Genomic DNA, 24,969 nt, shown 5'->3' with positions numbered 1-24,969 from the left:
CGCAGGGCGATTGTTCCCAACATTTTACCGGTTGAAGGAAGCGATGCCGAGGCTGCCGTGGCAACGTCGCCGCACCGCTTCCCACCTAGCTTGGGAGGTTATCAATATCCGCCGCCCATACCGCCGCCACCCATACTGCCGCCACCCGACGTACCACCGCCCGGGGAGGAATGCGACATACCGCCGCCGCCTCCGGTGGTGGAGCAAGCGGAAACACTGAGGCCGATGAGGGCAAAAAACACCGCGGAGAAGATGGCTTTTATCAACATGTGAGATCATTCCCTTGTTGAGAGCGGGCGTAAATGCCCTGACCTACAGTGAACAATCGAGTGGGCGGCTTTATTCGGCGCGGTGCATATCCCAAACCAGAAAAGTCGGCCGCGCGATGTTCGGCCAGGAAATATCGAGCACAATGTTCTCTTTTCGTTCTTGATCTGTGGCGGGAGTTGAGATTAGCTTGGCAGAAGGGAGCGAGGCACATTCCCTGGGCTGGGAGGTATCAAATGTCCGACGTTAGACAAACACAGCTTCCATTTGGGCTGACAGAACCGGAGACTCCGCCCCAACGGGGACAAGCAAGGCAGGGATCGGCGAATCTGTATTTCGCCCTATTGCCCGATGCAGCGGTCTGTGACGAAATCGATAAGCTTATGGTGGCGTTGAGCCAAAGCTATCGCTTTCTAGGCAGACCTAGACCATCCGCGCTTCGGCACGTCTCTCTCCATGGCTTCGGCAGATATCCGAAGCGACGAAATGACATCACCGCCATCGCGATAGCCGCGGCGAAAACCATCCGGCACTTCGAGTTCACGTTGGTTTTCGACCATGTTCTCAGTTTCCGCCAACCATCACATCCGCTGGTACTTTGTCCAACTGACGGCGTGAAGGCATTTAGGAGGCTTCAGCTTGAACTCGGGATCGCAATTTACGAGGCTGGCTTGCCCGTTGGTCTCGATCCGAGCTACCAGCCCCATATAACGCTTCAGTACGGCCGCACACCCATTCCAAGGATTGATTTGGAAAAACCAATCACGTGGACGGTGCGGGAATTCGTGTTGGTCCGGAGCTTACAAGGTCAGGGTAAGCACGAATACGAGGGCCCTTGGCCTCTACACTGAGACGGTGGGCGGTATAGCCACCGCCGCAGCCGCGTCGTCGACACTGAAGCTGCAGCGGCTGTCAAGGTTGGTCATTCCGGCCGCAGCCATGAGGTCACGGGCTCTATCATGGGCACGAGCGAATTGCACGCGGATGCCGGCGGTGCGCATGGCGGTATCGAATTCCATCAAAGCATCCAGTGCGGAGCTGTCGAGATCGAAACTTTCCTCCAGACTGAGCACCACGGCCTTCAGTCCCGCTTCTGCGCGGCTACGCCTTAGAATCTCGCCAAGAATCGTATCGGCATTACCGAAAAATAGCGGCTCGCCGGGGCGCCAGATGGCTATGCCGCGCGCTTCTGTCGCCTCCGGGTGGCGGCTGACGTCGACGAAATTATGGCTGTCTCCCAGCCGTCCGAGGCGTGCCACATAGGGAGAGGCCAATCGATGCATCATCGCAACCAGCGAGAACGCGATCGCCAGCAGCATGCCGTTGAGGACGCCGAAGATCAGGACGCCGGCTGCGGCGCCGAGCGCGACATAGAAATCGCGATGGAGCCGCCGCAGGCGAAGGATCGGGCCGGGGTCGAGTGCATGCATGAGGGCCGCGATCACCACCGCGGCCAGCACCGGTTCCGGCAGCCGTGCGACCAGCGGCCCGGCGCTGGCGATGAGGATAGCAAGGCCGATTGCGGCAATGGCAGCGGTTGCGCGCGTCTTCGCCCCCGCCGCTTCACTGGCGAAACCCGCCGAAAAGCCGGCGCCGACCGGCATGCCCTGGACGATCGCGCTGGCGATATTGGCAAAGCCCAGTGCTCCGAGTTCGCGATTGACCTCGAGGGCATCGCCATAGCGCAACGCCAAGGCCCGCATCGTGCCCCAGGATTCGGCGAAGAGAATGAGCACTAGGGGCACCGTAAACTGCGCCAGCCGCGAGTAGGCGAACCAGCCGGCATCGGGAAGCGAAGGCCATTGCGGCAGGATATCGATTGTTCCGACCAGTTTGACACCATGGCCGGCGAGATCGAAAGCAGAGGACGCAAGAATGCCGGCGGCGAGCACGATGAAAGCGCCGGGAACGCCCGGCAGCCGCTTCAGCAACTGCAGTGCCACCAGAGCCACAATGCCGACAGCGACGCTTGCGAGGTTCCATCGCGGGATCGCCGCGAACAGGGCGCCTGCATAGCTGAAGATATTCGAGCCTTGCACGGAGACGCCGACGAGAATCGGCAATTGATGCAGGATGATGGTAATCGCCAGTCCCAGTGCGAAGCCGCGCAGCACCGGGCGTGAGATGAAGCCTGTGATACCGCCGAGGCGCAGCGCAGCGGCGACGACGAAAAGGATGCCGGCAAGCGCAACAGCGACCGTCGCAAGGCCAGCCTTGACGGTGGCATCTCCCGGAACAACCGCCAGTGTCGCGGCAAGAATCGCGGCGGATGAGGAGGTCGGCGAGACGATGGCGAAGCGGCTGCGTCCGAAAATCGCGTAGACGAGACAGCCGGCGATACCGGCGAGAATGGCTCGATGCGGCGGCAGCCCGGCGATACCGGCATAAGCGACTGCTTCCGGCAGCATCAGGCCGGCAACCGATATGCCCGCGATCACATCGGCTTTGTTTACCACAGGCCAGTCACTCAACTTCATCATCGATCACCGACCACAGGAATCGTCAATCTGTCTAGGTCTAGAGATTCGCCAATACACTGCAACAGAAAAGTAAGCGGGGGCGAACTGCCGCCTACACAACCCCGTCCGCGTCTCGAAGCGGACAGCTTCTGCCGATCGTCTCACTGACAAAATCCATAACCGCCCGGATCGCCGGGGAGCGGCGAAGATCGGGATAGGTAACGAGCCAGAGGTCGCGCGTCGGTGACGGGATCTCCGTCGAAAGACGTGTGAGGCCGGCTTCGCCGTCGCCGAGGAAGGCAGGCAGCGCAACGACGCCGAGACCGGCGCGTGCGGCCCGCAGCTGGCCGAACACGTCGCCGGCCCGAAAGACGATAGGGCGGCCGGCAAGCAGGCTGCGCAGCCAGGTCTGCTGTGTCAGATGATCGAGCGCCGCATCATAGCCGATGAAGACCCAAGTCTGCTCGGGCGTTTTTGCAATCTCGGGGATGGCATAAAGCCCGAAACGCATGACGCCGATGCGCCGCACCAGGAGATCGCTCTCCTCCGGGCGCGACATGCGCACGGCGATATCGGCTTCGCCATGATCAAGGGCGGCGCGGCGGGTCACGCCGGCGATCGTCAGCGTGATATCGGGATGTTCGGCGCGGAAACCGACCGCCTTCGGGGCGATGAGGTGGGCGGCGATGGAAGGCGGCGCACTGATCCTGACGGCGGCGGAAAGTCCGGCAACGGCGCTTTTCGAATAACGTCTGATCGCTTCGACATTATCCTCCATACCTGCCACCAGTTCTGCGATCGCCCGACCGTCGGCCGTCAGCGGCGAGGTGCGCGGCCTGCGGTCGATCAGGCGGAGATCAAGCGCGCGTTCCAGCGCGGCGATCCGCCGGCCGACGGTAGCATGATCAACACCAAGCTCGCGCGCAGCGGCCGAGAGCGAGCCGGTGCGTGCAAGATACGTGAAGTGGAGAAGGTCCTGCCAATCAATCATCTGTGCATTATTGCACAGATACGGTGAGTTCATACCGAATTTATTCAGACGCGCCTTTGTGGTCAAAGATGCGTCTGAAAGGAGACCACTCAATGCCCCTCGCCATCGCCATAACCGGTTCCGGCAGCCCTGAAACAATGACGCTCGTCGAGCTCCCCATCGCCGAGCCGGGACCCGGCCAGGCCCGCATCCGCCAAAGCATTTCCGGTGTCAATTTCGTCGATATCTATGTCCGCACCGGGCTCTATCCCCTGCCACCCGGCCAGACGGTTCTCGGCTTCGAGGGTGCAGGCGTCGTGGAAGCGATCGGCTCCGGCGTCGAGAACCTCAAGGTCGGCGATCGCGTCGCCTATGTCAGCCATCCGCTCGGAAGTTATGCCGAAATGCGTACCCTGCCGGCTTCTCGCCTGGTACGGCTGCCCGACGATGTCAGCGAGCGGCTTGCCGGCAGCACCATGTTGCGCGGCCTCACCGCCCATATGCTGCTCCACAAGGTCCATCCGCTGCAACCAGGCGAATGGGTTCTGGTGCACGCGGCGGCCGGCGGTGTCGGGCAAATCGTGACACGCTGGGCCAAGCGGCTCGGCGCCAACGTCATCGCCACTGTCGGTTCGGGAGCCAAGGCGGAATTTGCCTATGAGGCCGGGGCCGATGCCGTTCTCCTGCATACATCCGAGGATTGGGTGGAAGAGACACGTCGCATCGCCGACCGCCGAGGCGTACATCTTGCCATCGACGGCATCGGCGGTACGATGCTATCGCAGACGCTCGCCACCGTCCGTCCTTTCGGCATGGTCGCCAGCCTCGGCGAAGCCGCCGGCCCCATTCCCCCTATCCAGATCGAAGAATTGAGCCCCCCCCGCGCCATCGGTCTCGCTCGCCCCAGCGTGCTCACCTACGCCAACGATCCCGATCTCTATCAGCTAGGTACCAAGGCCCTGATGGCAGAATTGCAGGCCGGCCTGATCAATCCGATCGGCGCGGAATACGCGCTGAAAGACGCGGCCAGGGCGCATGCCGACCTCGAGGCAGGACGAACGACGGCGAGCGTCGTGTTGACGATGTGAACCAAGAGCGAGGTGGTGCTATCGTCATCTCGCCTCCTCTCTCGCCGCAAAGATGTTCGGCGTCGGGCTGGCCGGACATCGTGCGATCCCCCCAGGGCACCAAACACAATCGCTTGAGCACGACATGATTTTTTGCTGCAGAGCAGCAATTTCGTTGACCTGGTCTCTCCTTGCCTGATACGAAACTGATCCGTGACGTCGCGCGGTCAATGGACCGTTGTCGCCACTCCTGTCCGGTACGAACCCCGATCCGCATGGCAAACAGCAAGGACACCGCGCGCGGTGCCCGCAGGCGATACCTCGTGAACACTGCCTCCCAGACCATTCAGTCCACTTCGACCCTATCCCTTCTTTCCATCGTTTCGCTGACCTTCTTCGGCTATGTCGCCATCGGGCTGCCGCTCGCCGTGCTGCCGACCTATGTCGATAGCGGGCTCGGCTTCGGCGTCGTCTGGGCCGGCATCACCATCAGCGCGCAATATGTGGCGACTATCATCAGCCGCGCGCAGGTCGGCCGGCTGTGCGACCGATACGGGCCGCGTCGTTCGGTTTTCCTCGGCTTCTTCGCCTACGGACTTTCCGGTGCTCTGACGCTGGCGTCAGCCTTGGTGAGTGGTGTTCCGGCATTCAGCCTGACGCTGCTGCTTGTTGGGCGGTTGGCGCTCGGCGTTGGTGAAAGCTTGGTCAGCACGGCGGCGATCACCTGGGCAATCGGGCTGATGGGATCACGCGAAACCGTGCGCATCATCTCATGGAACGGCATCGCCACCTATGGCGGCATCGCGCTTGCCGCACCCCTCGGTGCCTGGCTGGAGGGGCAATATGGTTTCTTCGCCATGGGCGCGGTGACGATTGGCCTGGCAATTGCCGGCCTGATGCTGGCACAGACGCGACCGCCTGTGGCCGGCGTCAAGGAGAAGGGCATCGGCACGGGCCAGGTCCTTAGCCGTATCGCGCCTTTCGGCGTGGCGCTGGCGCTTGCCTCCAGCGGTTTCGGTGTCGTCATGGCCTTCGTCGCCTTGTTTTTCCATAACCGTGGTTGGGACGGGGCTTCGCTGGCGCTGAGCGCCTTTGGCCTGGCCTTCATGGGCGTACGCCTCGGACTGGCGCAAGCCGTTGCCCGCTTTGGCGGCCTGCCGCTGGCGCGCGTGTCGCTGGTATTGGAGATCATCGGGCTGATGGCGCTGGCCCTTGCTCCCTCATCCACCGTCGCGATCATCGGGGCAGCACTCGCCGGAGCCGGCTTTGCTCCGATCTTTCCGGCGCTCGGAAATGAGGCAATAGCGCGTGTTCCATCGCAGAACCGCGGCGTGGCGCTCGGCCTCTACTCGGTTTTCCTGGATGTCGCGCTCGGAAGCACCGGCCCGATCGCCGGTCTGCTCGCCGATCACTTCGGCTATGCGGCGCCTTTCCTTCTCGGTGTCGGCGCCGTTTTGCTCAGCCTCGGGATGATCATGAGCCTGCGCAAGAGTACCAGCGTATAGAGCGGACGCAGCGACAAAGGCTCCCTAATCCGGAGCCTTTGATCTTGCCGCAAAAGGCGATCTCAGACCTTGCGGCCGGGACCGGCCAATCGTGTGGCCAGCGCGAGGGCGACCGCAATCGCTCCGGCGCCGAAGGCTGCCGGATAGCCGAAATGCCCGGCAATGGTGCCCGTCACCGGCCCGGCGGCGGCAAGACCGATATCGAAGAACATCACATAGGCGCCGAGTGCTGCGCCGCGATTGGCAGCCGGCACCCGCTTGACCGCCTCGATGCCGAAAGACGGGAATACGAGCGAATATCCAGCGCCGGTCAGCAACGCACCGGCCTGCGCGACGGCCGGCCCGGGTGCCAGCCAGAGCGCGCCAAGGCCCAGGAGCTCGACCAGCAGCGACCAGACGACGACATTGGCGCTGCCGAACTTGTCGGGAAAATGGCCGCAGAACAGGCGTGTAACGATGTAGCCGATGCCGAAAGCGGCTAGCCCGAGGCCCGTGCCGCTCCAGCCTTGCGCCTGAAAATCGAGCGCAATGAAAGCGGAAATGGCGCCGAAACCGATCGAGGCGAGCGCCAGACCGGCACCCTGACGCCAAATCAACCCGACAACGCGATAATATGGCAGGCGGGCACCGCCGACACCCCGCGCCGCCGGCAAAGCGGCCGCCACCAGAATGGCGACGAGCGGCGCGGCGATAACCGCAAGCGAAACGGCGGCAAGACCACCGGCGTTATAGAGAGCGAGGCCGGTGGCACCGCCGGCAGCGATAGCGCCATACATGCCAATGCCGGTCCAGACCATGGCCTTGCCGGTGTTGGAGGCGCCGACCCTGGCGATGCTCCACGCGAGAATGCCGGTGATGACCAAGCTTTCCCCCAGTCCGGCAACGAGGCGCCCGATGAGGATAAGCGTCAGGCTTCCGGCAGCCCATCCGATCCAGAGGCCGGCCAAATAGAACAGTCCGGAAGCTGCGCAGAAGAAAGCGCCCAATAGAACAGAGGTCCTGCCGCCATGACTATCGCAGAGATGTCCGGCGAAAGCGCGGGTCAGAAGCGTCGCCAGGGATTGCAGCGCGACGACGAGGCCGACCATGACCGTGCCGTAGCCAAGATGTTCATGCACATGGATCGGCAGGGCCGCAAGCGGCAGTCCGATTGCGCCGTAACCGAGAAAAATGATGAGGACGAAAGGCGAAAGATGAAGAGGCGCGCGACTTGGCGGACTGTCGGCCGTGATTGCTTCGGTAGACGACATGAGGATCTCCTTTTCTGATGGCGCGGATAATCCCCACAAACACTCATGCTTTCCAGTGCAATGATTGGAATGTATAAGTGCGTCTCATGCAATCCATGGATCTCAACCTTCTGACCGCCCTCGACGCCCTCCTGCAAGAGGGCAGCGTCGTCGCGGCCGCACGGCGGATGAACCTCAGTGCCCCTGCGATGAGCCGCACGCTGTCGCGCATCCGGCAATCGCTTGGTGATCCCGTCCTGGTACGGGCGGGGCGCAGTCTCGTGCCGACGCCGCGGGCGCTGGAACTTCAGGGCCGCGTGCGCTCGCTCCTCGAAGAAGCGCAATCGCTGATGCGGCCGGAAGCGTCCGCCGACATTTCCACGCTCGACCGCAGCTTTACGCTGCGCACGAGCGATTATGTCGCCGGCGTTTTCGGCGCTCGGCTGATTGCCGTAATGGCGAAAACGGCGCCGAACATCACCTTGCGTTTCGCCCATGAAGGCAAGGAGGACGTGAACGCGCTTCGCGAAGGCCATATCGATCTCGATATCGGCGCCGTGCGCGAAAGCGGCCCGGAGATCCGTGTCCAGTCGGTATTGCGCGACAGTTTCGTGGGCGTCGTCCGTAAGGGCCATCCGCTGCTCGAAGGCGAGATAAGCCCTGAGCGCTTCGCCGCCGAGCGCCATGTCAGCGCCTCGCGCCGCGGCCGCACACGTGGGCCGATCGACGATGCGCTGGAGCAACTTGGGCTCAGCCGCAGCGTCAATTTCGTCGTGCCCGGCTTCTATGCGGCCCTCTTCACCGCGGCCTCATCCGATATCGTCGCGACGATGCCATCCGGGTAGCGATCGGCGCGGAAACGCTTGGCATGAAGGTGCAACATTTCGCCTTGCCGCTGACGCTGCCGACCTGCGATGTCATGCAAGCCTGGCATCCGCGCTTCGACAACGATGCCGGCCACCGCTTTCTGCGGCAGACGGTGAAACAAGTTCTGATCCATCCACGCGCCGCTCAATAATCATTGCGTGAGGCAGCTGCGGCTTGGTATCTGACCGTTGCAAGCAGGAGGCAGGCGCATGGACATCACAGAAATCGTTATCGACGGCGACACACCCGGAATCGCATGGCGGCTGCCGGTGCTGCATTTTGCGGGCAGCAAGCCGGATGCTCCGAAGATCTATATCCAGGCGGCGCTGCATGCCGGTGAGCTGCCGGGCACGGCGCTTGCTCATTTCCTCTGCGAGCGGCTACGACAGGCGGAGAGCGAAGGCGCGATTCTGAGCGATATCGTCGTTGTGCCGCACGCCAATCCGATCGGTGCGGCGCAATCGCATTTCGGCGAGCTGCAAGGACGTTTCGATTTGGGCACGCGCACCAATTTCAACCGCGATTTTCCGCTGATATCGGCTCGCGACCGCCATCTGCTGATTGAGAACCTGGAGCGCTACTCGGCCGCCGACCGGTTGAAGCGGCAGCTCATTCACATGGCGCTTGGCGCCGATCTGGTCATCGACCTGCATTGCGATGACGAATCCCTGCAGTATGCCTATATCGACGATGCTTTCTGGCCCGAAGCCGCCGATTTGGCGGCGGCGCTGAACATGGACGCGGTGTTGCTGTCGGACGGCGAAAGCTCGGCCTTCGAGGAAGCCGTCAGCTTTGCCTGGAAATACGAGGTACCCGGCGAGAAGAAGGCAAGCCTGCCGGGAAAACTGTCTGTCACCGTGGAATTGCGCGGCACGCGTGACGTCTATCCGGAGCTGGCGAAGAAGGATGCTGAAGGACTGTGGCGTTTCCTCGCTGCCCGTGGCGCGGTGCGCGACGACAGCGTCACCCTGCCCGCCTTTACCGGGCCGGCGGTGCCGCTCGACAATGTCGAGATGATTCGCGCTCCGCAGGCCGGCACCGTACTCTTCCATCGCAATATCGGCGAACGTGTCGAAGAGGGAGATCTGCTGGCAACGATCATTACCGCGCCAGGCATGCCGAATGGAACAATCGATGTCCACGCACCGCAAGCCGGTCTTATCGTCACCCGCGTTTCCGACCGCCTCGTGCGCCGCCGCGGCGACCTGATGAAAATCGGCAGCGACAAACCGAGTGTGGCAGCCCGCAAGCCGGGAACGCTGGAAGACTGAGGCGGCTCAGCGGCGGTCTCGGCCATCGCTCCGCTCCGGACTTTCGCTCATCTTCGCTTGCGTGTTATGCGGTAGCGCACAGCAAGAGACGGATTCGGCATGACGATTACCATTTACGGCATCAAGAATTGCGACACGATGAAGAAGGCGCGGACCTGGCTGGATAGCCACGGCATCGCCTATGACTTCCACGATTACAAGGCCGCTGGCCTCGACCGCGAGCATCTGGAACGCTGGATCGCGCACGCCGGCTGGGAAACAGTACTCAACCGCGCCGGCACCACCTTCAAGGCCTTGCCCGAAGAAGACCGCGCCGGCCTCACCACGGACAAAGCCATCAGCCTGATGCTGGCCCAACCTTCAATGATCAAGCGCCCGGTGCTGGAAGCGGATGGCAAATTGCTGGTCGGCTTCAAACCGGAGATCTATGCGGGCGCGTTCGAGGTGGATGCATAGGGGCTGAGCCATGTCCAAAACCACCCGTGCCACGCAAGTGCTGACCCAGGCCAAGGTTGCCTTCACCGTCCACGCCTATGATTACGACCCGAATGCCGAGCGTGTTGGGATGCAGGCGGCGGAGGCGTTGGGCGAGGAGCCGCACCGGGTGTTGAAGACACTGATGGCGGAGGTGGACGGCAAGCCGGTCTGCGTGGTCGTGCCATCCGACCATGAAGTCAGCATGAAGAAGCTCGCCGGCGCTTTCGGCGGCAAGTCGGCGAATATGATGAAGCCTGCCGATGCGGAGCGGTTGACGGGCTATCATGTCGGTGGCATCAGCCCTTTCGGCCAAAAGAAGACGGTGCCGACGGCGATCGAGGCACAGGCGATGATCGAGACCCATGTCTACATCAACGGCGGTCAGCGCGGCCTGCAGGTACGCCTTAACCCGCAGGATGCGCTCATGGTTTTGAAAGCCAAAGCCGCGCCGCTGATTGCTTGATCACGCCTGAAAAACAAAACTGCCTTCATTTTCGCTGCAAACCGGTCTAAGTCTGGTGACCGTTCTTCCGATCCTCAATGCAGGTTTTGCCATGACGTTCGCCTCCCCCAACCACCATCCCGTCGATCCCGCCAAGCTGGAAAAGCTCGCCGAAGTGGCCGTGAAGGTCGGGCTGCAACTGCAGAAAGGCCAGGATCTGGTCATCACCGCGCCGGTCGTGGCCATGCCGCTGGTGCGGCTGATCACCCGCGAGGCCTATAAGTCGGGCGCCGGTCTCGTCACGGCTTTCTATTCCGACGAAGAAACCACGCTTGCCCGCTACGAATACGGCCATGACGAAAGCTTCGATCGCGCTTCGAGCTGGCTCTATGAGGGCATGGCCAAGGCCTATGCCAACAATGCCGCGCGGCTCGCCATCTCCGGCGACAACCCGATGCTGCTCTCGGGCCAGGACCCGGCCAAGGTGGCACGCGCCAACCGTGCCAATTCCGCCGCCTACAAGCCTGCGCTGGAAAAGATCTCTAATTTCGACATCAACTGGAACATCGTCTCCTATCCGAACCCTTCCTGGGCGAAGCTGGTCTTCCCGGACGATCCGGAAGCGATCGCCGTCGCCAAGCTCGCCAAGGCGATCTTCGCCGCCTCGCGCGTCGACGTGCCGGACCCGATCGGCGCCTGGACCGAGCACAATGCCAACCTGCACAAACGGTCTGCCTGGATGAACGGCCAGCGGTTCGCTGCCCTGCATTTCCGGGGTCCGGGCACCGATGTGAAGATCGGCCTTGCCGATGGTCATGAATGGCATGGCGGCGCCTCGGTTGCCAAGAACGGCATCACCTGCAATCCGAACATCCCGACCGAAGAGGTGTTCACCACGCCGCATGCGCTGCGCGTCGAAGGATACGTCTCCTCGACCAAGCCGCTGTCGCATCAGGGCACGTTGATCGACAATATCCAGGTTCGCTTCGAAGGCGGCCGCATCGTCGAGGCCAAGGCATCGCGCGGCGAGGAAGTGCTGAACAAGGTGCTGGATACCGATGAGGGCGCCCGCCGGCTCGGAGAGGTGGCATTGGTGCCGCACTCCTCACCGATTTCGGCCAGTGGTATTCTGTTCTACAACACGCTGTTCGACGAAAATGCCTCCTGCCACATCGCGCTTGGCCAGTGCTACTCCAAATGCTTCATCGACGGCGCGACGTTGAGCCAGGAACAGATCAAGGCCCAGGGCGGCAATTCCAGCTTGATTCACATCGACTGGATGATTGGCTCCGACAAGGTCGATATCGACGGCATCAAGCCGGATGGCGAGCGGATTCCGGTGATGCGTAAGGGCGAGTGGGCCTAGAGCAATTCCAGGAAAAGTGCGTAGTATCCGTCTTAGTCAAGCGTGTTCAGGTGTCCAAAATCGATCCTCTCGGATGAGTGCGTTTGCGAGAATGACGAGCTTTCGCATGATGGCGGTAATGGCGGCCTTGGCGGCTTTTCCGCCGGCGGTGAGTTGCTGGTATTTGCTCTTGAGGGGTGGATTGAAGCGAATGGCGACGAGGGCCGGCATATAGAGGGCGCGGCGAAGCTGGGTCCTGCCGCCTTGAATGAAGCTTTTGCCTTTCCATTGGCCGGACTGTCGCACGACCGGCGCGAGACCGGCCAGGCTGGCGGCCTGTTTGTTGGCCAGTGTTCCAAGTTCCGGCATGTCGGCAATCAGCGCCAGGGCGCAGGTTGCCCCGATACCGGAATGCTGGTGAGGATGTCGAGACGGCGCTGCAATTGCGGCTCGGCGGCAATCAATCGACGGCTTTCGGCATCGACAGCCTCGATTTGGGCGTCGACCTGCCGCAGCCGTTGCTCGGCCTGGCGCTGCAGCAGGGGGATGGTCACATTCTTCTGCCGATGCAGGAGAGCGTTCCGGTCCTTAACGAGCGCGCGGCGAGCGGCGAGCAGTTCGGCGAGAAGATCAAGCACTTGGCTGCGCATTGGCCGGATGTCCGGGGCCATCAATGTGCCGAACCGGGCCATGACGCGCGCGTCGATGCGGTCCGTCTTGGCCAGCCGGCCACAGGCTTTGGCGAAGGCGCGTAGGCGCTGCGGGTTCACCTTGACGCCGGGCAGGTCCGCCGTTGCCAGCATGCGTTCGAGGCGCCGATGGTAGGCGCCGGTCGCCTCGAAGACAATGCGCTCGGGCGCGTAAGGCAACAGCCAGCGGATCAATGCCCGCAGCCCTTTGGCGTCGTTGGGGAACTGCTTGTCGATGCCGTCCGGCAGGAGATGGACATCGAGGCGATCTTTCGAGATGTCGATACCGAGGGTTCGTGCTATCGTATGAGCCATCTTTTCCGTGTCCCATGCTTGTCATGCGGGCCGTCAAAGCCCGGCTATCCGTTCAGGCCTCATGGAAAAGAAAGGGGCGATCCTACTGCGCAACGGTTCTGTCAAACCAGCGGTTTCTCGATCCCACCCTCCCGCCGTCTGTGGGTGTTCAGGCCCACAGGCGGCAATCCATTGTCGCCTCAAAACAAGACAAAGTCATAAGACAAGCGGTTTTCCTGGAATTGCGTAAAAATAAAGGGTTAGAGCGGGAAAGCGATTCCGTGAAATGCTGAACCGCTCTAACCGTCAAATATCCAAATCCACCCATATGGCTGCGTGGTCCGATGCGCCCTGTCTCTCCGTCGTGAGCTCCGGATAGACGTCCCAGCGTTTCGGCCGCGACCCCGGCCAAAGGCCCCGGCGGAAAACACCACCACGCTGAACCTTCTCGAAGAGCGTCGGCGACAGGAAGAGACAATCGATCTTGTTGGTGGTGTTGCAGAGACCGTAAGTGCCGGGATAGCCCCCATCGTCGAAGTCCGGATGGGTAAAGGCGTCTTTCAAAGTGCTGGTGGTCAGCGGCTTCAGCGGCTGGCTGTCGGGAAAGTCGTTGAGGTCGCCGATCAAAGCAACGTAGTCGATACCCTCCGTCAGCAGGGCCTCGTAGATTTCCCGTGCCCGCTTCGCCTGAGCCTTGCGACGGGCATCGGAGGCCTGCACGCCGCCATAACCTTTGCTTTTGAAATGATTAACCAGAAGGACAAGCGTGGCACCAGCGGGCGTCCCTATGCGATATTCGGCGCAATCCCGCGAGAAGATCAACGAGCCATCTGGCATGCGGTCATCAACATGGCTGCGCATGAAGCCGATCGGGAAATCCTTGCGCGTCATAAGACCGACATCGATGCCGCGCTCGTCATTGCCGTCGATCACCATGACATGTGCGAAAGGATCGCCACCGGCCGACGGCACGATCAATGAATTGAAAGCGGATAGTGCCGGTCGACTTTCGACTTCGACAATACCCAGCACATCGGCATTGATATCGTTCATGACACGGGCCGTGTTGCGCATCGCCTCTTCATCCACCGGCTCTTCACGCAACTCCAGCGAGCCGACCCAATCGGCGCGGCCATTGGCGACGATGACGAGGCCGCCGGTCTTCGGCCGCGTCAACAGTGCGCCGCGATTGCGCCGGAGAAGGACGAAAGGACCGGTATCGCTCCTCTCCAATCCAAGCGCGATAATCAGCTCCGCCATCTTTCGCTTGTCGGCGTCACTGTAGTTCACCTGGCCAAGCAGGCCTTCGAGCGCCGCGAATTTTTCCAGGATCGGACGCCCTTCCTCCCAGCTATCGAGATTCATCGCCTTGGCGCGATCGAACAGGTTTTCGACATTGTAAGAGGCCAATCTCATCGTATGGTCCTCCTAAAAAAACTTGGCGTTAGAATAACATACCGTCGCTAATACCGCATATCAGCCGAATTGATTGCGGATTGTGTACCGTGGGGATTAGTTGGGTCAGAGCGGGAGGGCCGCGAGAGCGTACCTGACCCGAGCAAGATGGGCGAGACGCTTGGGCTCGCTGATCCGATCCATGTCGTGCAGGGTCAACATACGGAAATCGAGCCGCTTGGAGCAGAAGGCGGCAATGCCGCGTTTCAAGAGGCGGCGCACCGGATTGCCCATATAGAGATGCACCACCCACCAGGGCGAACCGGTCGTCGTCAGCGCCCAGAACAGCCGAATGTTGCTCAACTGCGGCACGATACGGCCACCGGCAGAATCGTGGCGGAAAGCGATACCGGGAGCAAAGGCGCGATCGAAAAACCCTTTGAGAATGGCCGGAAAATTGAACCACCATTGCGGAAAGACCAGCATCAGCCCATCAGCCGCCTGAAGCCGGGCGACGATATCTTCGACAGCGGAGGTGTCATAGGGCTGGTCGAAATAGCCGCGCCGCTCCGCTTCGGACAGGCGAGGGTCGAAATCCTCGCGATAGAGATCCAGCAGATCCACCTGATGTCCACCGGCGACAAGGGTCTCCTCAGCCGTTTTCGCCACCGCAGCGGCAAAGCTGTCCTCCAACGGATGGGCGAGCACGAGCAGGATTCGCATCAGAACAGGCTGCCCTGTTTCGGCGGATCGGCAGCATCAGTCGGTTTCGCCGCCCGCTTCTTCTGCTGCGGCTCAACCGCCGGCGGCGCGGCGGGCGATGGAGCGGCGGAACCGTCGCCCGTGACGGCACCAATGCGGCCGTCGGCGAATTCGATCGAGATCGCGGCACCTGTGGCAAGGGCTGCGGCCAGGGAAACCGGCCGGTCGGCCTCGTCACGCACGACGGCGTAACCGCGCTTCAGCACATTCTTGTAGGACAGAGACTGCAGAACCCGCTCCTGGGCCACCAACTCGCCGCGCGCCCGCACCAGTTGATGGCGTATCGCCGTATCGGCGTGGCGGGAAAGATTGCCGAGATGATCGCGGGCGCGACCGGTCTGCGCCGCCAATCGCAACGGCAGCGTGGCGAAAACGGCGTCGGCGCGGCCGATACGGGCGCGGGCACGATCGATCATCCGCTCTACTGTACGCTCGGCGCGGCTCATCCGCTCACTCAGCATCTGCCGCCGCTCGACGATACGGTTCGAAAGCACGTCGGGCCGCAGATGCGAGCCGATACGCTCAAAGGCACGGCGTTTGTTCAGCGTGTTCAGCTCCAACCCGCGGCCCAAACCGGCAGCAGCCTCATCGAAGCGGCGGCGCGGCAGGGCCAGAAGCTGGTCGAGCGATGGTAACGCCCGAAGCAGCGCACGCACCGCCTGCCGGCGCTGATCCATTTGCCTGCCGACACCGCCCTGCAGGCGGGCGGCAAGGCTTGCGAGCTGCGCCTCGAGTTCGGCCTTGACCGGTACGGCCATTTCCGCTGCTCCAGTCGGCGTCGGCGCCCGCACATCGGCGGCATAGTCTATCAGAGTCCAGTCGGTCTCATGGCCAACGGCAGAGATCAGTGGGATTTCGCTTGCCGCGGCGGCACGGACGACCACTTCGTCATTGAAGCTCCAGAGATCCTCCAGGCTGCCGCCGCCACGGGCGACGATCAGCACGTCGGGACGGGGAAGAGGACCTCCGGGCACAAACTCGTTGAAGCCGCGGATAGCGTTCGCCACATCGTCGCCCGAACCGTCCCCTTGCACCTTTACCGGCCAGACCACAACATGGACGGGGAAACGATCGGAGATGCGGTGCAGGATGTCGCGGATGACCGCGCCTGTCGGTGAGGTGACGACACCGATGACCTTGGGCATGAAGGGAAGCCGGCGTTTGCGGTCGGCATCGAATAGACCCTCGGCGCCGAGCTTGCGCTTACGCTCCTCCAAAAGGGCCATCAGCGCACCTGCGCCCGCGGGCTCCAGCGTTTCGATGACGATCTGGTATTTCGAGGAGCCCGGGAAGGTCGTCACCTTGCCGGTGGCGATCACCTCCATCCCCTCCTCGGGGCGGAATTTCAGTCTGGAAAATGTGCCTTTCCAGATCACCGCATCGATGCGGGCCCTGTCGTCCTTCAGCGAAAAATAGGCGTGGCCGGAAGAATGCGGCCCGCGATAACCGGAAATTTCGCCGCGCACGCGCACCTGATCGAAGGCGCTCTCGACGGTGTGCTTGATCGACCCGGATAATTCCGAGACGGAATATTCCGCGAGATTCGTGGGCGAATCATTCTCAAAGAAGCTGCTCATACGGTCTTTTTATCCGAAGTCGCCGCAAATGCGGAGCCGCATACCTCTTAAATCGGAATCGATTTAAGGAAAGGATTGTGTGCAGATCTAAAGTGCTGCGGCGTCCTTTGGGCGGCCGGCAGGACACACGGCACAACAGGCTTCACCATGCGTTAACCTTATGCACAAAGCCTTTCTTAGCCATCCCCATGCAATTCTGTGCAAACTTGTTTTTGGTAAAGAGGAGGTGGAGCGATGATATTCGTAACCGCCATGATCATCGGTATTGCGGCCGGCCTGCAGCGTTCGACCATCGGCTCGATCCTGGGCGCAGCTCTTGTGAGCATTGCTTTCATGGCGGCCGTTGCGGTCTCCGCAGTTCCGCCACCTCTGATGACATTGTTCATTGCGCTTGGTGGTTATAACCTTGGCTTCATCGGTTATCTCGTCACGCTCGACGCGCTGGAGCAGCGCCAAGCTTGATCCGCCCTCAATCCAGCGGCTTGAACCGGAAGAACTGCACGTCAGACTTCGCCGACGCCCGGATCGGCTCAAGATAGGCAGGCACATGACCCTGGCCGAGTTGAGCATAAAGGCCCTCGGGCTTCAGCTTTGAAACCTCCCTCACCTGCGGATCACTCGGACAAAAGGCTAGCAGCGTGACATGGGCGCCGCGCAGGAAGGCTTCCGCCTCCTTTGGCTCCGCAAGGCCGATATGCAGTTCGGTCAGCATGCCGCCCTGGTCACGATGATAGGGACCGGACAGCACCCGATGTGGCGTGAAGCGCAGGAGAGGCGACCCCATGTTGGACGCCGCTGAAACGACACCGGGATCGAGACCGGCGATCGGCGCCAGCACTTCTTTCGAGGCGCATTCACCCGTCCCGTCCGCGTCGGCAGCCGAGGCGGTGGAGAAACTGTTGTCGATCCCATTATAGGCGAGCGCACCGCCGACGGCCCATACGGCCGGCGCCGAGAGCAGCGTGGCAGCGACATAGAAGAAGGCCGCGCCCATGTCTTCGGTGTCGGCGGCAGAGATGCGGCGAAGTTCGGCAAGCAGCAGCGCGAGCGGCGGAATGGCGAGCAGATTGGAAAACTCAGCTCCACGCACCTGTACCAGCGCAATAACCCAATTGATAGCCACCAGGGCCAGAAGAACGGCATGCAACCGGGCGCGCTCGCCGCGCAACATGCGAAAGACACAGACGACGATCGCCAGGAAGCCGGTGGCATAGAAAGCGCCGAGCGTTTCCGGCTGATGGCGGGACAAAGCGAAGATCGACTGTGCCTCGGTGACGCTGTTCAGCCACAGCTTCACCAACATCGGATCGAGATCGGCGAGCGGGTCGCGCAGGCATTGCGGCGCAATCACCAGCGTCGTTGCCAAGACGGCGATGCCGTTGGCTGCCAACACCCCCAGACGCCACTGGCGCGACAAACGGCTGGCGAACAGCGCTGACAATAACAGGCCGGCGGAGCCGACGCTGGTGATGCTGTAGAAGCCCAGCGAGAGATTGTCACAAGTGACTGCGGAATAAAGGTGCGGCGGCACCAGCGCGAAGAACGCGGCGCTGACGGCAATCGTCAACGTCAGGGCGAAGGCGCGGGCGGCGGGCGCGAAAATCTCGCCGTCCCAGGCCCAGAGACCCGCAACGGCCATGCAGGCGACGGCGACGAACGGCGTCGTCTCGGCACCGATGCCGAGGGCGATCGCGAGAGCGAGGGCGGCGATGGCGAAATTACGCGGCCTGTAGGTTTCATCGGTCAGCATGGCGACGGTAAGCGCAACAAGACAGAGCTGCACATTGTCGTGATCGATGGAGCCGGGCGTGAAGCGGCGCGATGTCAGCATGAAGAGCGCCGTCAGACCAAGCGAGAAATGCATGCCTTCGACGCCGGCGATCCGGCGTCCGGCAAGGCCCATGAAGAACATCAGCGGCAGCACGAGCATAAGCGGCCAGACCGTAAGCGCCGCGGCTTCCGCGTTTTCCGGCGCAAGAAACAGCCGGAAGAAGGCAATGAGGCTGGCGATCGGTAAATCGATGAAGCGCGACCAATGCATCAATGTGCCGCCATCGAGGCCGAGGCGGTATTGCATCATGTCAAACCAGCCCTGGCCGCCGAGGAAATCACGCACCTCGACCAGACGCATGACGTCGTCATTGTCGGGACCGACATAGTCCGTGGCGTGACGATTGAAGATCAACAGGACGACGATGACAAGGACGCTGTAAATCAGCGAGACGAGCCCCAGCCGCGACCAACGCGAAGGCGCTCTTTCCGTCACTGTCAGCGCCGATCCGCGCGACATTTCCATCGCCTGCGCCATCTCGAAGAAACCCCGTGTTTGAAGGACATGTGAGGCGCCACGCTAACGGCTGCCGATCAAGAAAGGGTAAAGCGAAACTATGCCGCAGGCGATATCACGAGAATGTTCCCGCAGAGATCACAACCCGCCATTTTTCGCCCTCAGCCATAGGGTCTTATTAACGCGCGACAGGATAAGTTCTCCTCCGGATTGTCCGTTCGGCACCAAGTGGAAGTCATGCGTAAGAATTGGTCAGAGACCATGTGGAGTGAGAGCCTGAACATCGCCGTTCTCCTGCCCTGCTACAACGAGGCCGCAACGATCGGCGACGTCGTCCGCGGTTTTCGCAAGGCGTTGCCGAAGGCCGATATCTACGTCTACGACAATAATTCCACCGACGGCACGGCACTGCACGCCATGCTCGCGGGTGCGACCGTCGTGCGCGAGCGCCGGCAGGGCAAGGGGCATGTGGTGCGCCGCATGTTTGCCGATATCGACGCAGACATCTACGTCATGGCCGACGGTGACGGCACCTATGCGCCTGACGATGCGGAGGAACTGATCCGTACGCTTTTGACCGAAGGCTCCGACATGGTGGTGGGCACACGCCGCGGCGTGCATGACGACGCCGGCCGGCAGGGTCACGCCTTCGGCAACCGGATCTTCAACTGGCTTTACCGAGCGATCTTCGGCACCGACTTCACCGATATTTTCTCCGGTTATCGTGCCTTCTCCCGTCGCTTCGTCAAAAGCTTCCCGGCTGTCTCAGGCGGCTTCGAGATCGAGACGGAAATGTCCGTGCATGCCTCGCGGTTGAAGCTGCCCGTCAGCGAGTTGGAGCTCGACTACGGCCGGCGGCCGCAGGGTTCGCATTCTAAGCTTTCGACCTTCCGCGATGGTTGGAAGATCCTTTGGATGTTCGCGATGCTGATGAAGGAAACGCGCCCCTTCGCCTTCTTCGGCATTTTGGGTGCCATCTCCATGGAATTGAGCATCGGCTTCATGATCCCGGTCCTTGTCGAATTTTTTGAAACCGGCTTCGTCACGCGCATGCCCTCATGGGTGCTTTCCATGGCGCTGATGATGATTTCCTTCATGCTGTTCACGGCCGGCCTGATCCTTGATTCCGTTGCCCGAGCGCGTGCCGAACAGCTTCGAATTCACTATATGAGTTTGACAAAACCCATAACCCGCCGAAAACGAGCCGATCAGACGGTATCCATGGAACAGCTTGAAAAACCGGCAAGCCGGAAGAAGAGAACCAAGCTGCATGAAAAAGCTCTTCCGCTTCCTGATTGCCGGCGGCATCGGCTTCGTCGTCGACGCCGGCGTGCTGCATTTGCTGCTCTGGTTCACGCCCTTCGGCCCCTTCGTCGGCCGCGCCCTCTCAATACCGAGCGCGCTGCTCGCCACCTGGTTTCTCAACCGCAACTTCACCTTCGGCCGTTCCAACCGCTCGCTGGCGGCCGAAGGCTTCCGTTACGGTTCGGTCGGCCTGACCTCGGCCTTGCTGAACTATGCCCTGTTCAGTTCGCTGCTCGTCTCCGAGCCAACGCTTCAGCCGATCATTGCACTGATCCTGGCATCGGCGGCGGCGACTGCGTTCAGCTTCTTCGGCTATTCACGCTTCGTCTTCCGCCACCGGCAAAATCCCTGAGACCTTAACTCAGACCGGCTCCCAGCCATCCTTTTCGCTGGCGCGATAGATGGCATCGATGACCTTCTGATTGAGCTTCGAGCTTTCGAGCGTCACGACTTCCGCACCCCTGCCCAAGGCCGCCGAGGCAAAAGCTTCGGCCTCACGCTTGTACTGGCGACTGTCGGGGAAACGGAAGATCTGCGATTCCGAATGGTTGCGATTGGTCAGTTCCAGTTCCTCGGCGCCATAGCGGTCGGCATTGAAGGGAGATTTCACCTCGATGAAACCGTCGGTGCCGTGGAAGACCATGACCTGGCGGGCGGCCATCTGCGTCGAGATATAGAAGCTCATTTCGAAATCGCCGAAATCGGCTTTGACACTGGAATAGATGTCGGTGCCGAATTCCGGGTCGCGCTCGGTGACGGCCTGGATGCGCAGGGGTTCGCGACCGGTGACGAAACGGGTGCTGATCGTCGGATAAACGCCGATATCCGGCAGGCCGCCGCCGCCGAGTGCCGGGATATTGCGCATATTGCCGGCATCGCGGTTGAAATAGGTGAAGGCGCCCTGGACATGGCGCAGACGACCGATGGCTCCGGCTGCCAGCAGCGAGCGGACTTTCTGCCAGACCGGCGTATAGGTAACCATATAGGCTTCCGTCACCAGCACCTTGTTGCGGTCGCGGGCAGCGATCAGGCTGTCGATCTCATCGGCCTTCAGCGCAATCGGCTTTTCGCAGAGCACATGCTTGCCGGCATCAGCCGCCTTGATTGTCCATTCGACATGCTGCGAGGTCGGCAGCGGAATATAGACGGCATCGATCGTGTCCGAAGCGAGCATTTCCTCATAGGTGCCGAAAGCATGCAGCACGGAGAAACGATCCGCCATTTCGCGAGCGCGCGCCAGGTCACGGCTGGCGACCGCCGTCACGACACAATTTTCCGCATCCTGAATAGCTGGTACGACCAGTTCGCGGCCGATCTTGGCGGTCGATAAAATTCCGAAACGCAACATGATTTTTCCTCCTGGAGCGTGATCCCCGAAGCAGATAACCGCAGGGCGGCAAGCGCGAAGCGGCTTTCGGATGGGATCCTTGTGAAATTGATGGGCAGAGCGAAACGATAGGTCATTTCGCCCGCGATGAAACCGGAGGCAACTCTATTCGGCCCTTACCCGAGGCGCAATGGCATGGAGCAACGCCAGACCGAAAACCCCATCTCGATGCCGGATGCCGTGATGGCCGGATTTGTCCTTATTTTGTCCAGCAGGTGGCTTTTGCGGCTGTGTATGCGGAGCTAGCTTCGGCTATCCTTCAAACACAGGAGATACGAAAATGTCCCATGCCGATACCGCCTTGCTCGTCATCGATGTTCAGGAGTCCTTTCGTCATCGCTCTTACTGGCAAAACGACGACCTGCCCGATTTCGTCGACCGGCTGCAGTCGCTGATCGACGGCGCCAAGGCCCGAGGCATTCCGGTGATCCAAGTATTCCATGTCGACGGCGACGAAGATTTCAGCCTGGCGAGCGGATATGTCCGTAAGCTGGAGGAGATCACGCTGGAGGCTGACGCCATATTCCATAAGTCGCGCCATTCCGCGCTGGTGGGCACCGGCCTCGATGTCTGGCTGGTGGAAAATGGCATCCGCAAACTGATCGTTTCCGGCATCCGCACCGAGCAATGCTGCGAGACGACAACGCGCCATGCCTCGGACCTCGGCTACGACGTCGATTACGTCACCGAAGCGACGCTGACCTTCCCGATGACGCATGCGTCCGGCACGGTTTTCAGCGCCGATGACATCAAGAAGCGCACCGAATTAGTACTGACCGGCCGTTTCGCCCGCATCGCCACCGTGGACGATGCGCTTGCGGCTGCGACGATCGGGAGCGCTGCATGAACCAAACCTGCAGACACCTCCGGGTCATTCCCGTCTATGTCCTCCTGCCGCCCTATACGCTGCTGATGGATGTCGCCGGGCCGGTGGAGGTTCTGCGTCGCGCCAATATCGAACAGGAGGATATCCTGTTCGATTACCGTTTCATTGCCGCCCGGTCGAGGCAAACGACCTCGATCGGCCTCACGCTTGGCGATCTAGGGCCGCTGCCGGATCACATTCCCGACGGCTCCTATGTCATGCTGTCCGGCAGCGTCACACCGCCTGATGATGCCGAAGATATCGAGCCCGAGCTCGCAACGCTTGCCTCCTGGCTGAAAAGTGCCATCCATCCGGCCACTACTCTCGTTACTATCTGCTCTGGCGCGGTGCTCGCAGCCCGTGCCGGCCTGATGGACGGCTATGCCTGCACCACGCATGCCGCCTGTCTCGACGAAGTCCAGCACCATGCCCCGACGGCACGGGTTCTTGACAACCGGCTCTACGTCGAAGACCGCGAGCGCTATTCCAGCGCCGGCATCTCCACCGGCACGGACCTGATGCTGCACATCGTCTCCAAGCTCACTTCGCCGATGACGGCGCTGACAATCGCCCGCCACATGGTCATCTATATGCGCCGCACCGGCGCCGATCCGCAGCTCTCGCCGTGGCTCAGCGGCCGCAACCATGTGCATCCCGCCATTCACCGCGTCCAGGATGCGATCATGGCCGACCCCGCCCATGGCTGGTCGCTCGCCGAGCTTGCCGGCATCGGCGCGATGAGCGCGCGGCATATTTCCCGACTGTTTCAGGAGCATGCCGGCCTTTCGGTCACTGCCTATGTCAATCTGATGCGGGTCACGCTCGCTCGCGATGTGCTCGCCAATTCGCGGCTGGACATGGAGCGCGTGGCGGAAAAATCCGGTTTCGCCTCGCCGCGGCATATGCGGCGTGTCTGGTCGAAATTTAATGAGCTGCCGCCCAGCCATTACCGGCGATCGGCGGCCGAATAAAAATAATCTTTAGTGGCATTTCCAATGGTAGGACGATAACTTGCGCCGATGTTCCCTTCCCCGCCGGCCCTTTCCCGCGCCGGCCATTTGCTCAAGCGATTTGGAGAGTCATTATGGAAATGCGTAGGCTTGGACGAACTGACCTTTTCACCACACCGATCGTCTTCGGCGGCAATGTCTTCGGCTGGACGGCCGATGAGAAGACCTCCTACGCTCTGCTCGATGCCTTCTTCGACGCCGGCTTCAACACGATCGACACTGCCGACGTCTATTCCAGCTGGGTCCCTGGCAACAAGGGCGGCGATTCCGAGGAAATCATTGGCAAGTGGCTGAAGCAGGGACGCGTTGCGCGCGACAAGGCCATCATCATTACCAAGGTCGGCTCGGACATGGGTCCCGGAAAGAAGGGCCTAAAGGCGGATTACATCCTGCAGGCGGTCGAGGATTCGCTGAAGCGGCTGCAGACCGACTATATCGACCTCTATCTTTCGCACTGGCCGGACCCGGAAACGCCGCATGAAGAGTCGCTCAGCGCCTATGCCAAGCTGAAGGAGCAGGGCAAGATCCGCCATGCCGGCTGCTCTAACCTCAATGCCAAGCAGTTGCAGGCCTCCTTCGATGCGGCCAGCAAGGCCGGCCTGCCGCGCTACGACGTGCTGCAGCCTGAATACAATCTCTATGCACGCGACAGCTTCGAAGGCCCGCTCGCAGATCTCTGCGTAAAAGAGGAGATCGGCGTCATCACCTATTTCAGCCTCGCGGCCGGCTTCCTCACCGGCAAATACCGCAGCAAGGCCGATACCGAAGGCCGGGCGCGCGAAAACCGCGTCACAGCCTACCTCAACGACAAGGGTTTCCGCATTCTCGCCGCACTCGACACCGTCGCGGCGGAAACCAGGTCGACACCGGCCGATGTCGCGCTCGCCTGGCTGCTGCGCAAAAGGGTGTCACCGCGCCGATCGCCAGCGCCACCAGCCTCAGCCAGCTCGACGCGCTGATCAATTCGGCGAAGCTCTCGCTTTCCGACGAAGCCATGAGCCTGCTCGACAAAGCCGGCGAATAAAGTAAGCAGGAACAAACCGATGACCGTGGTGATCCGTGATGCCAGACCTGAGGACGAAACCCGGTGGCGCGAGCTCTGGGCCGACTACCTCGCTTTCTACGGCGTCGGCATCGCGCCCGATATCACCGACAAGACATGGCGCCGGGTCTTCGATCCGGCGTCCGCCATCTTCATGCGCATTGCCGAAGTCGATGGCGAGGTCAAGGGTTTTACGCTCTGTCTGACACATGAGGGCACTTGGGTCCGTGCGCCGGATTGCTATCTGGAAGACCTGTTCGTCGCCGAAAGCGCGAGAGGCCGGGGGTTGGGCCGAGCGCTGCTGGACGATCTCGTTGCGCTCTGCAAAAAGAACGGCTGGGCGCGGCTCTATTGGCATACGGAAGAGAGCAACAGCACGGCCCGCAAACTCTATGACAGTTACGTCGAGAGCGACGGACACATCCGTTACCGCATCAATTTTTAAGGCATGATCCCA

At 61.4% G+C, this 24,969-nt stretch carries 24 protein-coding genes and 3 pseudogenes; 16 read left to right on the top strand and 11 right to left on the bottom strand.

The genetic code is table 11. From position 1 onward, the window contains the following. Positions 1-101 precede the first annotated feature (101 nt). Together CCGE525_RS38190 and CCGE525_RS38890 are read right to left on the bottom strand one after the other, a co-directional pair. Positions 102-269 (bottom strand): hypothetical protein, encoded by a 168-nt coding sequence (locus tag CCGE525_RS38190; RefSeq protein WP_162950110.1) that lies wholly within the window; start codon positions 267-269, stop codon positions 102-104. Between the two features lie 411 nt (positions 270-680). Next, positions 681-827 (bottom strand): hypothetical protein, encoded by a 147-nt coding sequence (locus CCGE525_RS38890; RefSeq protein WP_245472073.1) that lies wholly within the window; start codon positions 825-827, stop codon positions 681-683. On the opposite strand from CCGE525_RS38890, the gene CCGE525_RS39800 reads away from it, so the two are divergent. Continuing rightward, on the top strand, positions 759-1,118 hold the full coding sequence (locus tag CCGE525_RS39800) for a 2'-5' RNA ligase family protein (protein WP_425375889.1): 360 nt from the start codon (positions 759-761) through the stop codon (positions 1,116-1,118). The genes CCGE525_RS38890 and CCGE525_RS39800 overlap by 69 nt on opposite strands. Here CCGE525_RS39800 and CCGE525_RS02165 read toward each other — a convergent pair. Beyond that, positions 1,110-2,747 carry a SulP family inorganic anion transporter gene (locus CCGE525_RS02165; protein ID WP_120702844.1) on the bottom strand — a complete coding sequence of 546 codons (1,638 nt, stop codon included), beginning with the start codon at positions 2,745-2,747 and terminating at the stop codon, positions 1,110-1,112. The two genes, CCGE525_RS39800 and CCGE525_RS02165, sit on opposite strands and share 9 nt — an antisense overlap. Before the next feature lie 91 nt (positions 2,748-2,838). Further along, positions 2,839-3,717 (bottom strand): LysR family transcriptional regulator, encoded by an 879-nt coding sequence (locus CCGE525_RS02160; RefSeq protein ID WP_120702843.1) that lies wholly within the window; start codon positions 3,715-3,717, stop codon positions 2,839-2,841. A 92-nt stretch (positions 3,718-3,809) separates the two neighbouring features. Between CCGE525_RS02160 and CCGE525_RS02155 the strand changes: the two genes are divergently transcribed. After that, positions 3,810-4,784 (top strand): quinone oxidoreductase family protein, encoded by a 975-nt coding sequence (locus CCGE525_RS02155; RefSeq protein ID WP_120702842.1) that lies wholly within the window; start codon positions 3,810-3,812, stop codon positions 4,782-4,784. A gap of 302 nt (positions 4,785-5,086) precedes the next feature. Beyond that, positions 5,087-6,268: an MFS transporter gene (locus CCGE525_RS02150; RefSeq protein WP_120706207.1), complete on the top strand. Its 1,182-nt coding sequence runs from the start codon at positions 5,087-5,089 to the stop codon at positions 6,266-6,268. 62 nt (positions 6,269-6,330) lie between these two features. Here the strand turns inward: CCGE525_RS02150 and CCGE525_RS02145 are convergent, their stop codons facing one another. Beyond that, entirely contained in the window at positions 6,331-7,518 is a 1,188-nt protein-coding gene (locus tag CCGE525_RS02145) for an MFS transporter (protein WP_120702841.1), read from the bottom strand. Between the two features lie 86 nt (positions 7,519-7,604). On the opposite strand from CCGE525_RS02145, the gene CCGE525_RS02140 reads away from it, so the two are divergent. The 6 genes from CCGE525_RS02140 to CCGE525_RS02120 all read left to right on the top strand — a co-directional run bounded on the left by CCGE525_RS02140 (position 7,605) and on the right by CCGE525_RS02120 (position 11,920). Further along, positions 7,605-8,342 carry a LysR family transcriptional regulator gene (locus CCGE525_RS02140; protein WP_245472126.1) on the top strand — a complete coding sequence of 246 codons (738 nt, stop codon included), beginning with the start codon at positions 7,605-7,607 and terminating at the stop codon, positions 8,340-8,342. A 23-nt stretch (positions 8,343-8,365) separates the two neighbouring features. Next, positions 8,366-8,515, top strand: coding sequence for a hypothetical protein (locus tag CCGE525_RS38745; RefSeq protein WP_205587416.1), 150 nt, complete (start codon positions 8,366-8,368; stop codon positions 8,513-8,515). A gap of 58 nt (positions 8,516-8,573) precedes the next feature. Beyond that, positions 8,574-9,635 carry a M14 family zinc carboxypeptidase gene (locus tag CCGE525_RS02135; RefSeq protein WP_120702840.1) on the top strand — a complete coding sequence of 354 codons (1,062 nt, stop codon included), beginning with the start codon at positions 8,574-8,576 and terminating at the stop codon, positions 9,633-9,635. 99 nt (positions 9,636-9,734) lie between these two features. Further along, on the top strand, positions 9,735-10,091 hold the full coding sequence (locus CCGE525_RS02130; protein ID WP_120702839.1) for an ArsC family reductase: 357 nt from the start codon (positions 9,735-9,737) through the stop codon (positions 10,089-10,091). Positions 10,092-10,101: 10 nt separating this feature from the next. Further along, entirely contained in the window at positions 10,102-10,575 is a 474-nt protein-coding gene (gene ybaK, locus CCGE525_RS02125) for a Cys-tRNA(Pro) deacylase (protein WP_120702838.1), read from the top strand. Positions 10,576-10,666: 91 nt separating this feature from the next. Continuing rightward, entirely contained in the window at positions 10,667-11,920 is a 1,254-nt protein-coding gene (locus CCGE525_RS02120; RefSeq protein WP_120706206.1) for an aminopeptidase, read from the top strand. Positions 11,921-11,956: 36 nt separating this feature from the next. On the opposite strand, the pseudogene CCGE525_RS02115 reads toward CCGE525_RS02120, so the two are convergent. The 4 genes and pseudogenes from CCGE525_RS02115 to xseA form a co-directional block, all read right to left on the bottom strand. Then, positions 11,957-12,903, bottom strand: a pseudogene (locus CCGE525_RS02115) (IS110 family RNA-guided transposase). Between the two features lie 285 nt (positions 12,904-13,188). Continuing rightward, positions 13,189-14,298 (bottom strand): endonuclease/exonuclease/phosphatase family protein, encoded by a 1,110-nt coding sequence (locus CCGE525_RS02110; RefSeq protein ID WP_120702837.1) that lies wholly within the window; start codon positions 14,296-14,298, stop codon positions 13,189-13,191. Between the two features lie 105 nt (positions 14,299-14,403). Beyond that, positions 14,404-15,000, bottom strand: a complete 597-nt coding sequence (locus tag CCGE525_RS02105; protein ID WP_120702836.1) for an NAD(P)H-dependent oxidoreductase — start codon at positions 14,998-15,000, stop codon at positions 14,404-14,406. Continuing rightward, on the bottom strand, positions 15,000-16,616 hold the full coding sequence (gene xseA / locus CCGE525_RS02100) for an exodeoxyribonuclease VII large subunit (protein ID WP_120702835.1): 1,617 nt from the start codon (positions 16,614-16,616) through the stop codon (positions 15,000-15,002). The genes CCGE525_RS02105 and xseA overlap by 1 nt, the downstream gene beginning before the upstream one ends. A gap of 234 nt (positions 16,617-16,850) precedes the next feature. Between xseA and CCGE525_RS02095 the strand changes: the two genes are divergently transcribed. Then, positions 16,851-17,078, top strand: a complete 228-nt coding sequence (locus tag CCGE525_RS02095; protein WP_120702834.1) for a homogentisate export protein — start codon at positions 16,851-16,853, stop codon at positions 17,076-17,078. 7 nt (positions 17,079-17,085) lie between these two features. Here CCGE525_RS02095 and CCGE525_RS02090 read toward each other — a convergent pair whose 3' ends face one another. Next, a complete protein-coding gene (locus CCGE525_RS02090) occupies positions 17,086-18,906 on the bottom strand; it encodes a hypothetical protein (RefSeq protein ID WP_425375881.1) in 1,821 nt (606 codons plus the stop codon). Between the two features lie 258 nt (positions 18,907-19,164). Here CCGE525_RS02090 and CCGE525_RS02085 point away from each other — a divergent pair. Next, positions 19,165-20,088: pseudogene (locus CCGE525_RS02085) on the top strand (glycosyltransferase); the annotation flags it as partial. 85 nt (positions 20,089-20,173) lie between these two features. Continuing rightward, a complete protein-coding gene (locus CCGE525_RS02080; RefSeq protein ID WP_120706205.1) occupies positions 20,174-20,560 on the top strand; it encodes a GtrA family protein in 387 nt (128 codons plus the stop codon). A 9-nt stretch (positions 20,561-20,569) separates the two neighbouring features. Here the strand turns inward: CCGE525_RS02080 and CCGE525_RS02075 are convergent, their stop codons facing one another. Beyond that, a complete protein-coding gene (locus tag CCGE525_RS02075; RefSeq protein ID WP_120702832.1) occupies positions 20,570-21,556 on the bottom strand; it encodes a Gfo/Idh/MocA family protein in 987 nt (328 codons plus the stop codon). Positions 21,557-21,875: 319 nt separating this feature from the next. On the opposite strand from CCGE525_RS02075, the gene CCGE525_RS02070 reads away from it, so the two are divergent. The 4 genes and pseudogenes from CCGE525_RS02070 (at position 21,876) to CCGE525_RS02055 (ending at position 24,957) form a co-directional block, all read left to right on the top strand. Continuing rightward, a complete protein-coding gene (locus CCGE525_RS02070) occupies positions 21,876-22,442 on the top strand; it encodes an isochorismatase family protein (RefSeq protein WP_120702831.1) in 567 nt (188 codons plus the stop codon). Beyond that, positions 22,439-23,431 carry a GlxA family transcriptional regulator gene (locus CCGE525_RS02065; RefSeq protein ID WP_120702830.1) on the top strand — a complete coding sequence of 331 codons (993 nt, stop codon included), beginning with the start codon at positions 22,439-22,441 and terminating at the stop codon, positions 23,429-23,431. Before CCGE525_RS02070 ends, CCGE525_RS02065 begins: the two co-directional genes overlap by 4 nt. Positions 23,432-23,544: 113 nt before the next feature. Continuing rightward, positions 23,545-24,494: pseudogene (locus CCGE525_RS02060) on the top strand (aldo/keto reductase). A 19-nt stretch (positions 24,495-24,513) separates the two neighbouring features. After that, the gene (locus tag CCGE525_RS02055; RefSeq protein WP_120702829.1) at positions 24,514-24,957 is read left to right on the top strand and encodes a GNAT family N-acetyltransferase; all 444 of its coding nucleotides are present in this window, start codon (positions 24,514-24,516) and stop codon (positions 24,955-24,957) included. Positions 24,958-24,969: the final 12 nt, after the last annotated feature.

Origin of the sequence: Rhizobium jaguaris (genome assembly GCF_003627755.1) — a bacterium.
Taxonomy (GTDB): Bacteria; Pseudomonadota; Alphaproteobacteria; order Rhizobiales; family Rhizobiaceae; genus Rhizobium; species Rhizobium jaguaris.
Note: the sequence above shows the minus strand (reverse complement) of the source record. Positions and strands in the feature narration are given on the sequence as shown.

Bases quoted from the DNA above. Each gene is read 5' to 3' on its own strand.
- CCGE525_RS38190 (WP_162950110.1), bottom strand. From the start codon at position 269: ATGTTGATAAAAGCCATCTTCTCCGCGGTGTTTTTTGCCCTCATCGGC.
- CCGE525_RS38890 (WP_245472073.1), bottom strand. From the start codon at position 827: ATGGTCGAAAACCAACGTGAACTCGAAGTGCCGGATGGTTTTCGCCGC.
- CCGE525_RS02165 (WP_120702844.1), bottom strand. From the start codon at position 2,747: ATGATGAAGTTGAGTGACTGGCCTGTGGTAAACAAAGCCGATGTGATC.
- CCGE525_RS02160 (WP_120702843.1), bottom strand. From the start codon at position 3,717: ATGATTGATTGGCAGGACCTTCTCCACTTCACGTATCTTGCACGCACC.
- CCGE525_RS02155 (WP_120702842.1), top strand. From the start codon at position 3,810: ATGCCCCTCGCCATCGCCATAACCGGTTCCGGCAGCCCTGAAACAATG.
- CCGE525_RS02145 (WP_120702841.1), bottom strand. From the start codon at position 7,518: ATGTCGTCTACCGAAGCAATCACGGCCGACAGTCCGCCAAGTCGCGCG.
- CCGE525_RS02140 (WP_245472126.1), top strand. From the start codon at position 7,605: ATGCAATCCATGGATCTCAACCTTCTGACCGCCCTCGACGCCCTCCTG.
- CCGE525_RS38745 (WP_205587416.1), top strand. From the start codon at position 8,366: ATGAAGGTGCAACATTTCGCCTTGCCGCTGACGCTGCCGACCTGCGAT.
- CCGE525_RS02135 (WP_120702840.1), top strand. From the start codon at position 8,574: ATGGACATCACAGAAATCGTTATCGACGGCGACACACCCGGAATCGCA.
- CCGE525_RS02130 (WP_120702839.1), top strand. From the start codon at position 9,735: ATGACGATTACCATTTACGGCATCAAGAATTGCGACACGATGAAGAAG.
- ybaK (WP_120702838.1), top strand. From the start codon at position 10,102: ATGTCCAAAACCACCCGTGCCACGCAAGTGCTGACCCAGGCCAAGGTT.
- CCGE525_RS02120 (WP_120706206.1), top strand. From the start codon at position 10,667: ATGACGTTCGCCTCCCCCAACCACCATCCCGTCGATCCCGCCAAGCTG.
- CCGE525_RS02110 (WP_120702837.1), bottom strand. From the start codon at position 14,298: ATGAGATTGGCCTCTTACAATGTCGAAAACCTGTTCGATCGCGCCAAG.
- CCGE525_RS02105 (WP_120702836.1), bottom strand. From the start codon at position 15,000: ATGCGAATCCTGCTCGTGCTCGCCCATCCGTTGGAGGACAGCTTTGCC.
- xseA (WP_120702835.1), bottom strand. From the start codon at position 16,616: ATGAGCAGCTTCTTTGAGAATGATTCGCCCACGAATCTCGCGGAATAT.
- CCGE525_RS02095 (WP_120702834.1), top strand. From the start codon at position 16,851: ATGATATTCGTAACCGCCATGATCATCGGTATTGCGGCCGGCCTGCAG.
- CCGE525_RS02090 (WP_425375881.1), bottom strand. From the start codon at position 18,906: ATGTCGCGCGGATCGGCGCTGACAGTGACGGAAAGAGCGCCTTCGCGT.
- CCGE525_RS02080 (WP_120706205.1), top strand. From the start codon at position 20,174: ATGAAAAAGCTCTTCCGCTTCCTGATTGCCGGCGGCATCGGCTTCGTC.
- CCGE525_RS02075 (WP_120702832.1), bottom strand. From the start codon at position 21,556: ATGTTGCGTTTCGGAATTTTATCGACCGCCAAGATCGGCCGCGAACTG.
- CCGE525_RS02070 (WP_120702831.1), top strand. From the start codon at position 21,876: ATGTCCCATGCCGATACCGCCTTGCTCGTCATCGATGTTCAGGAGTCC.
- CCGE525_RS02065 (WP_120702830.1), top strand. From the start codon at position 22,439: ATGAACCAAACCTGCAGACACCTCCGGGTCATTCCCGTCTATGTCCTC.
- CCGE525_RS02055 (WP_120702829.1), top strand. From the start codon at position 24,514: ATGACCGTGGTGATCCGTGATGCCAGACCTGAGGACGAAACCCGGTGG.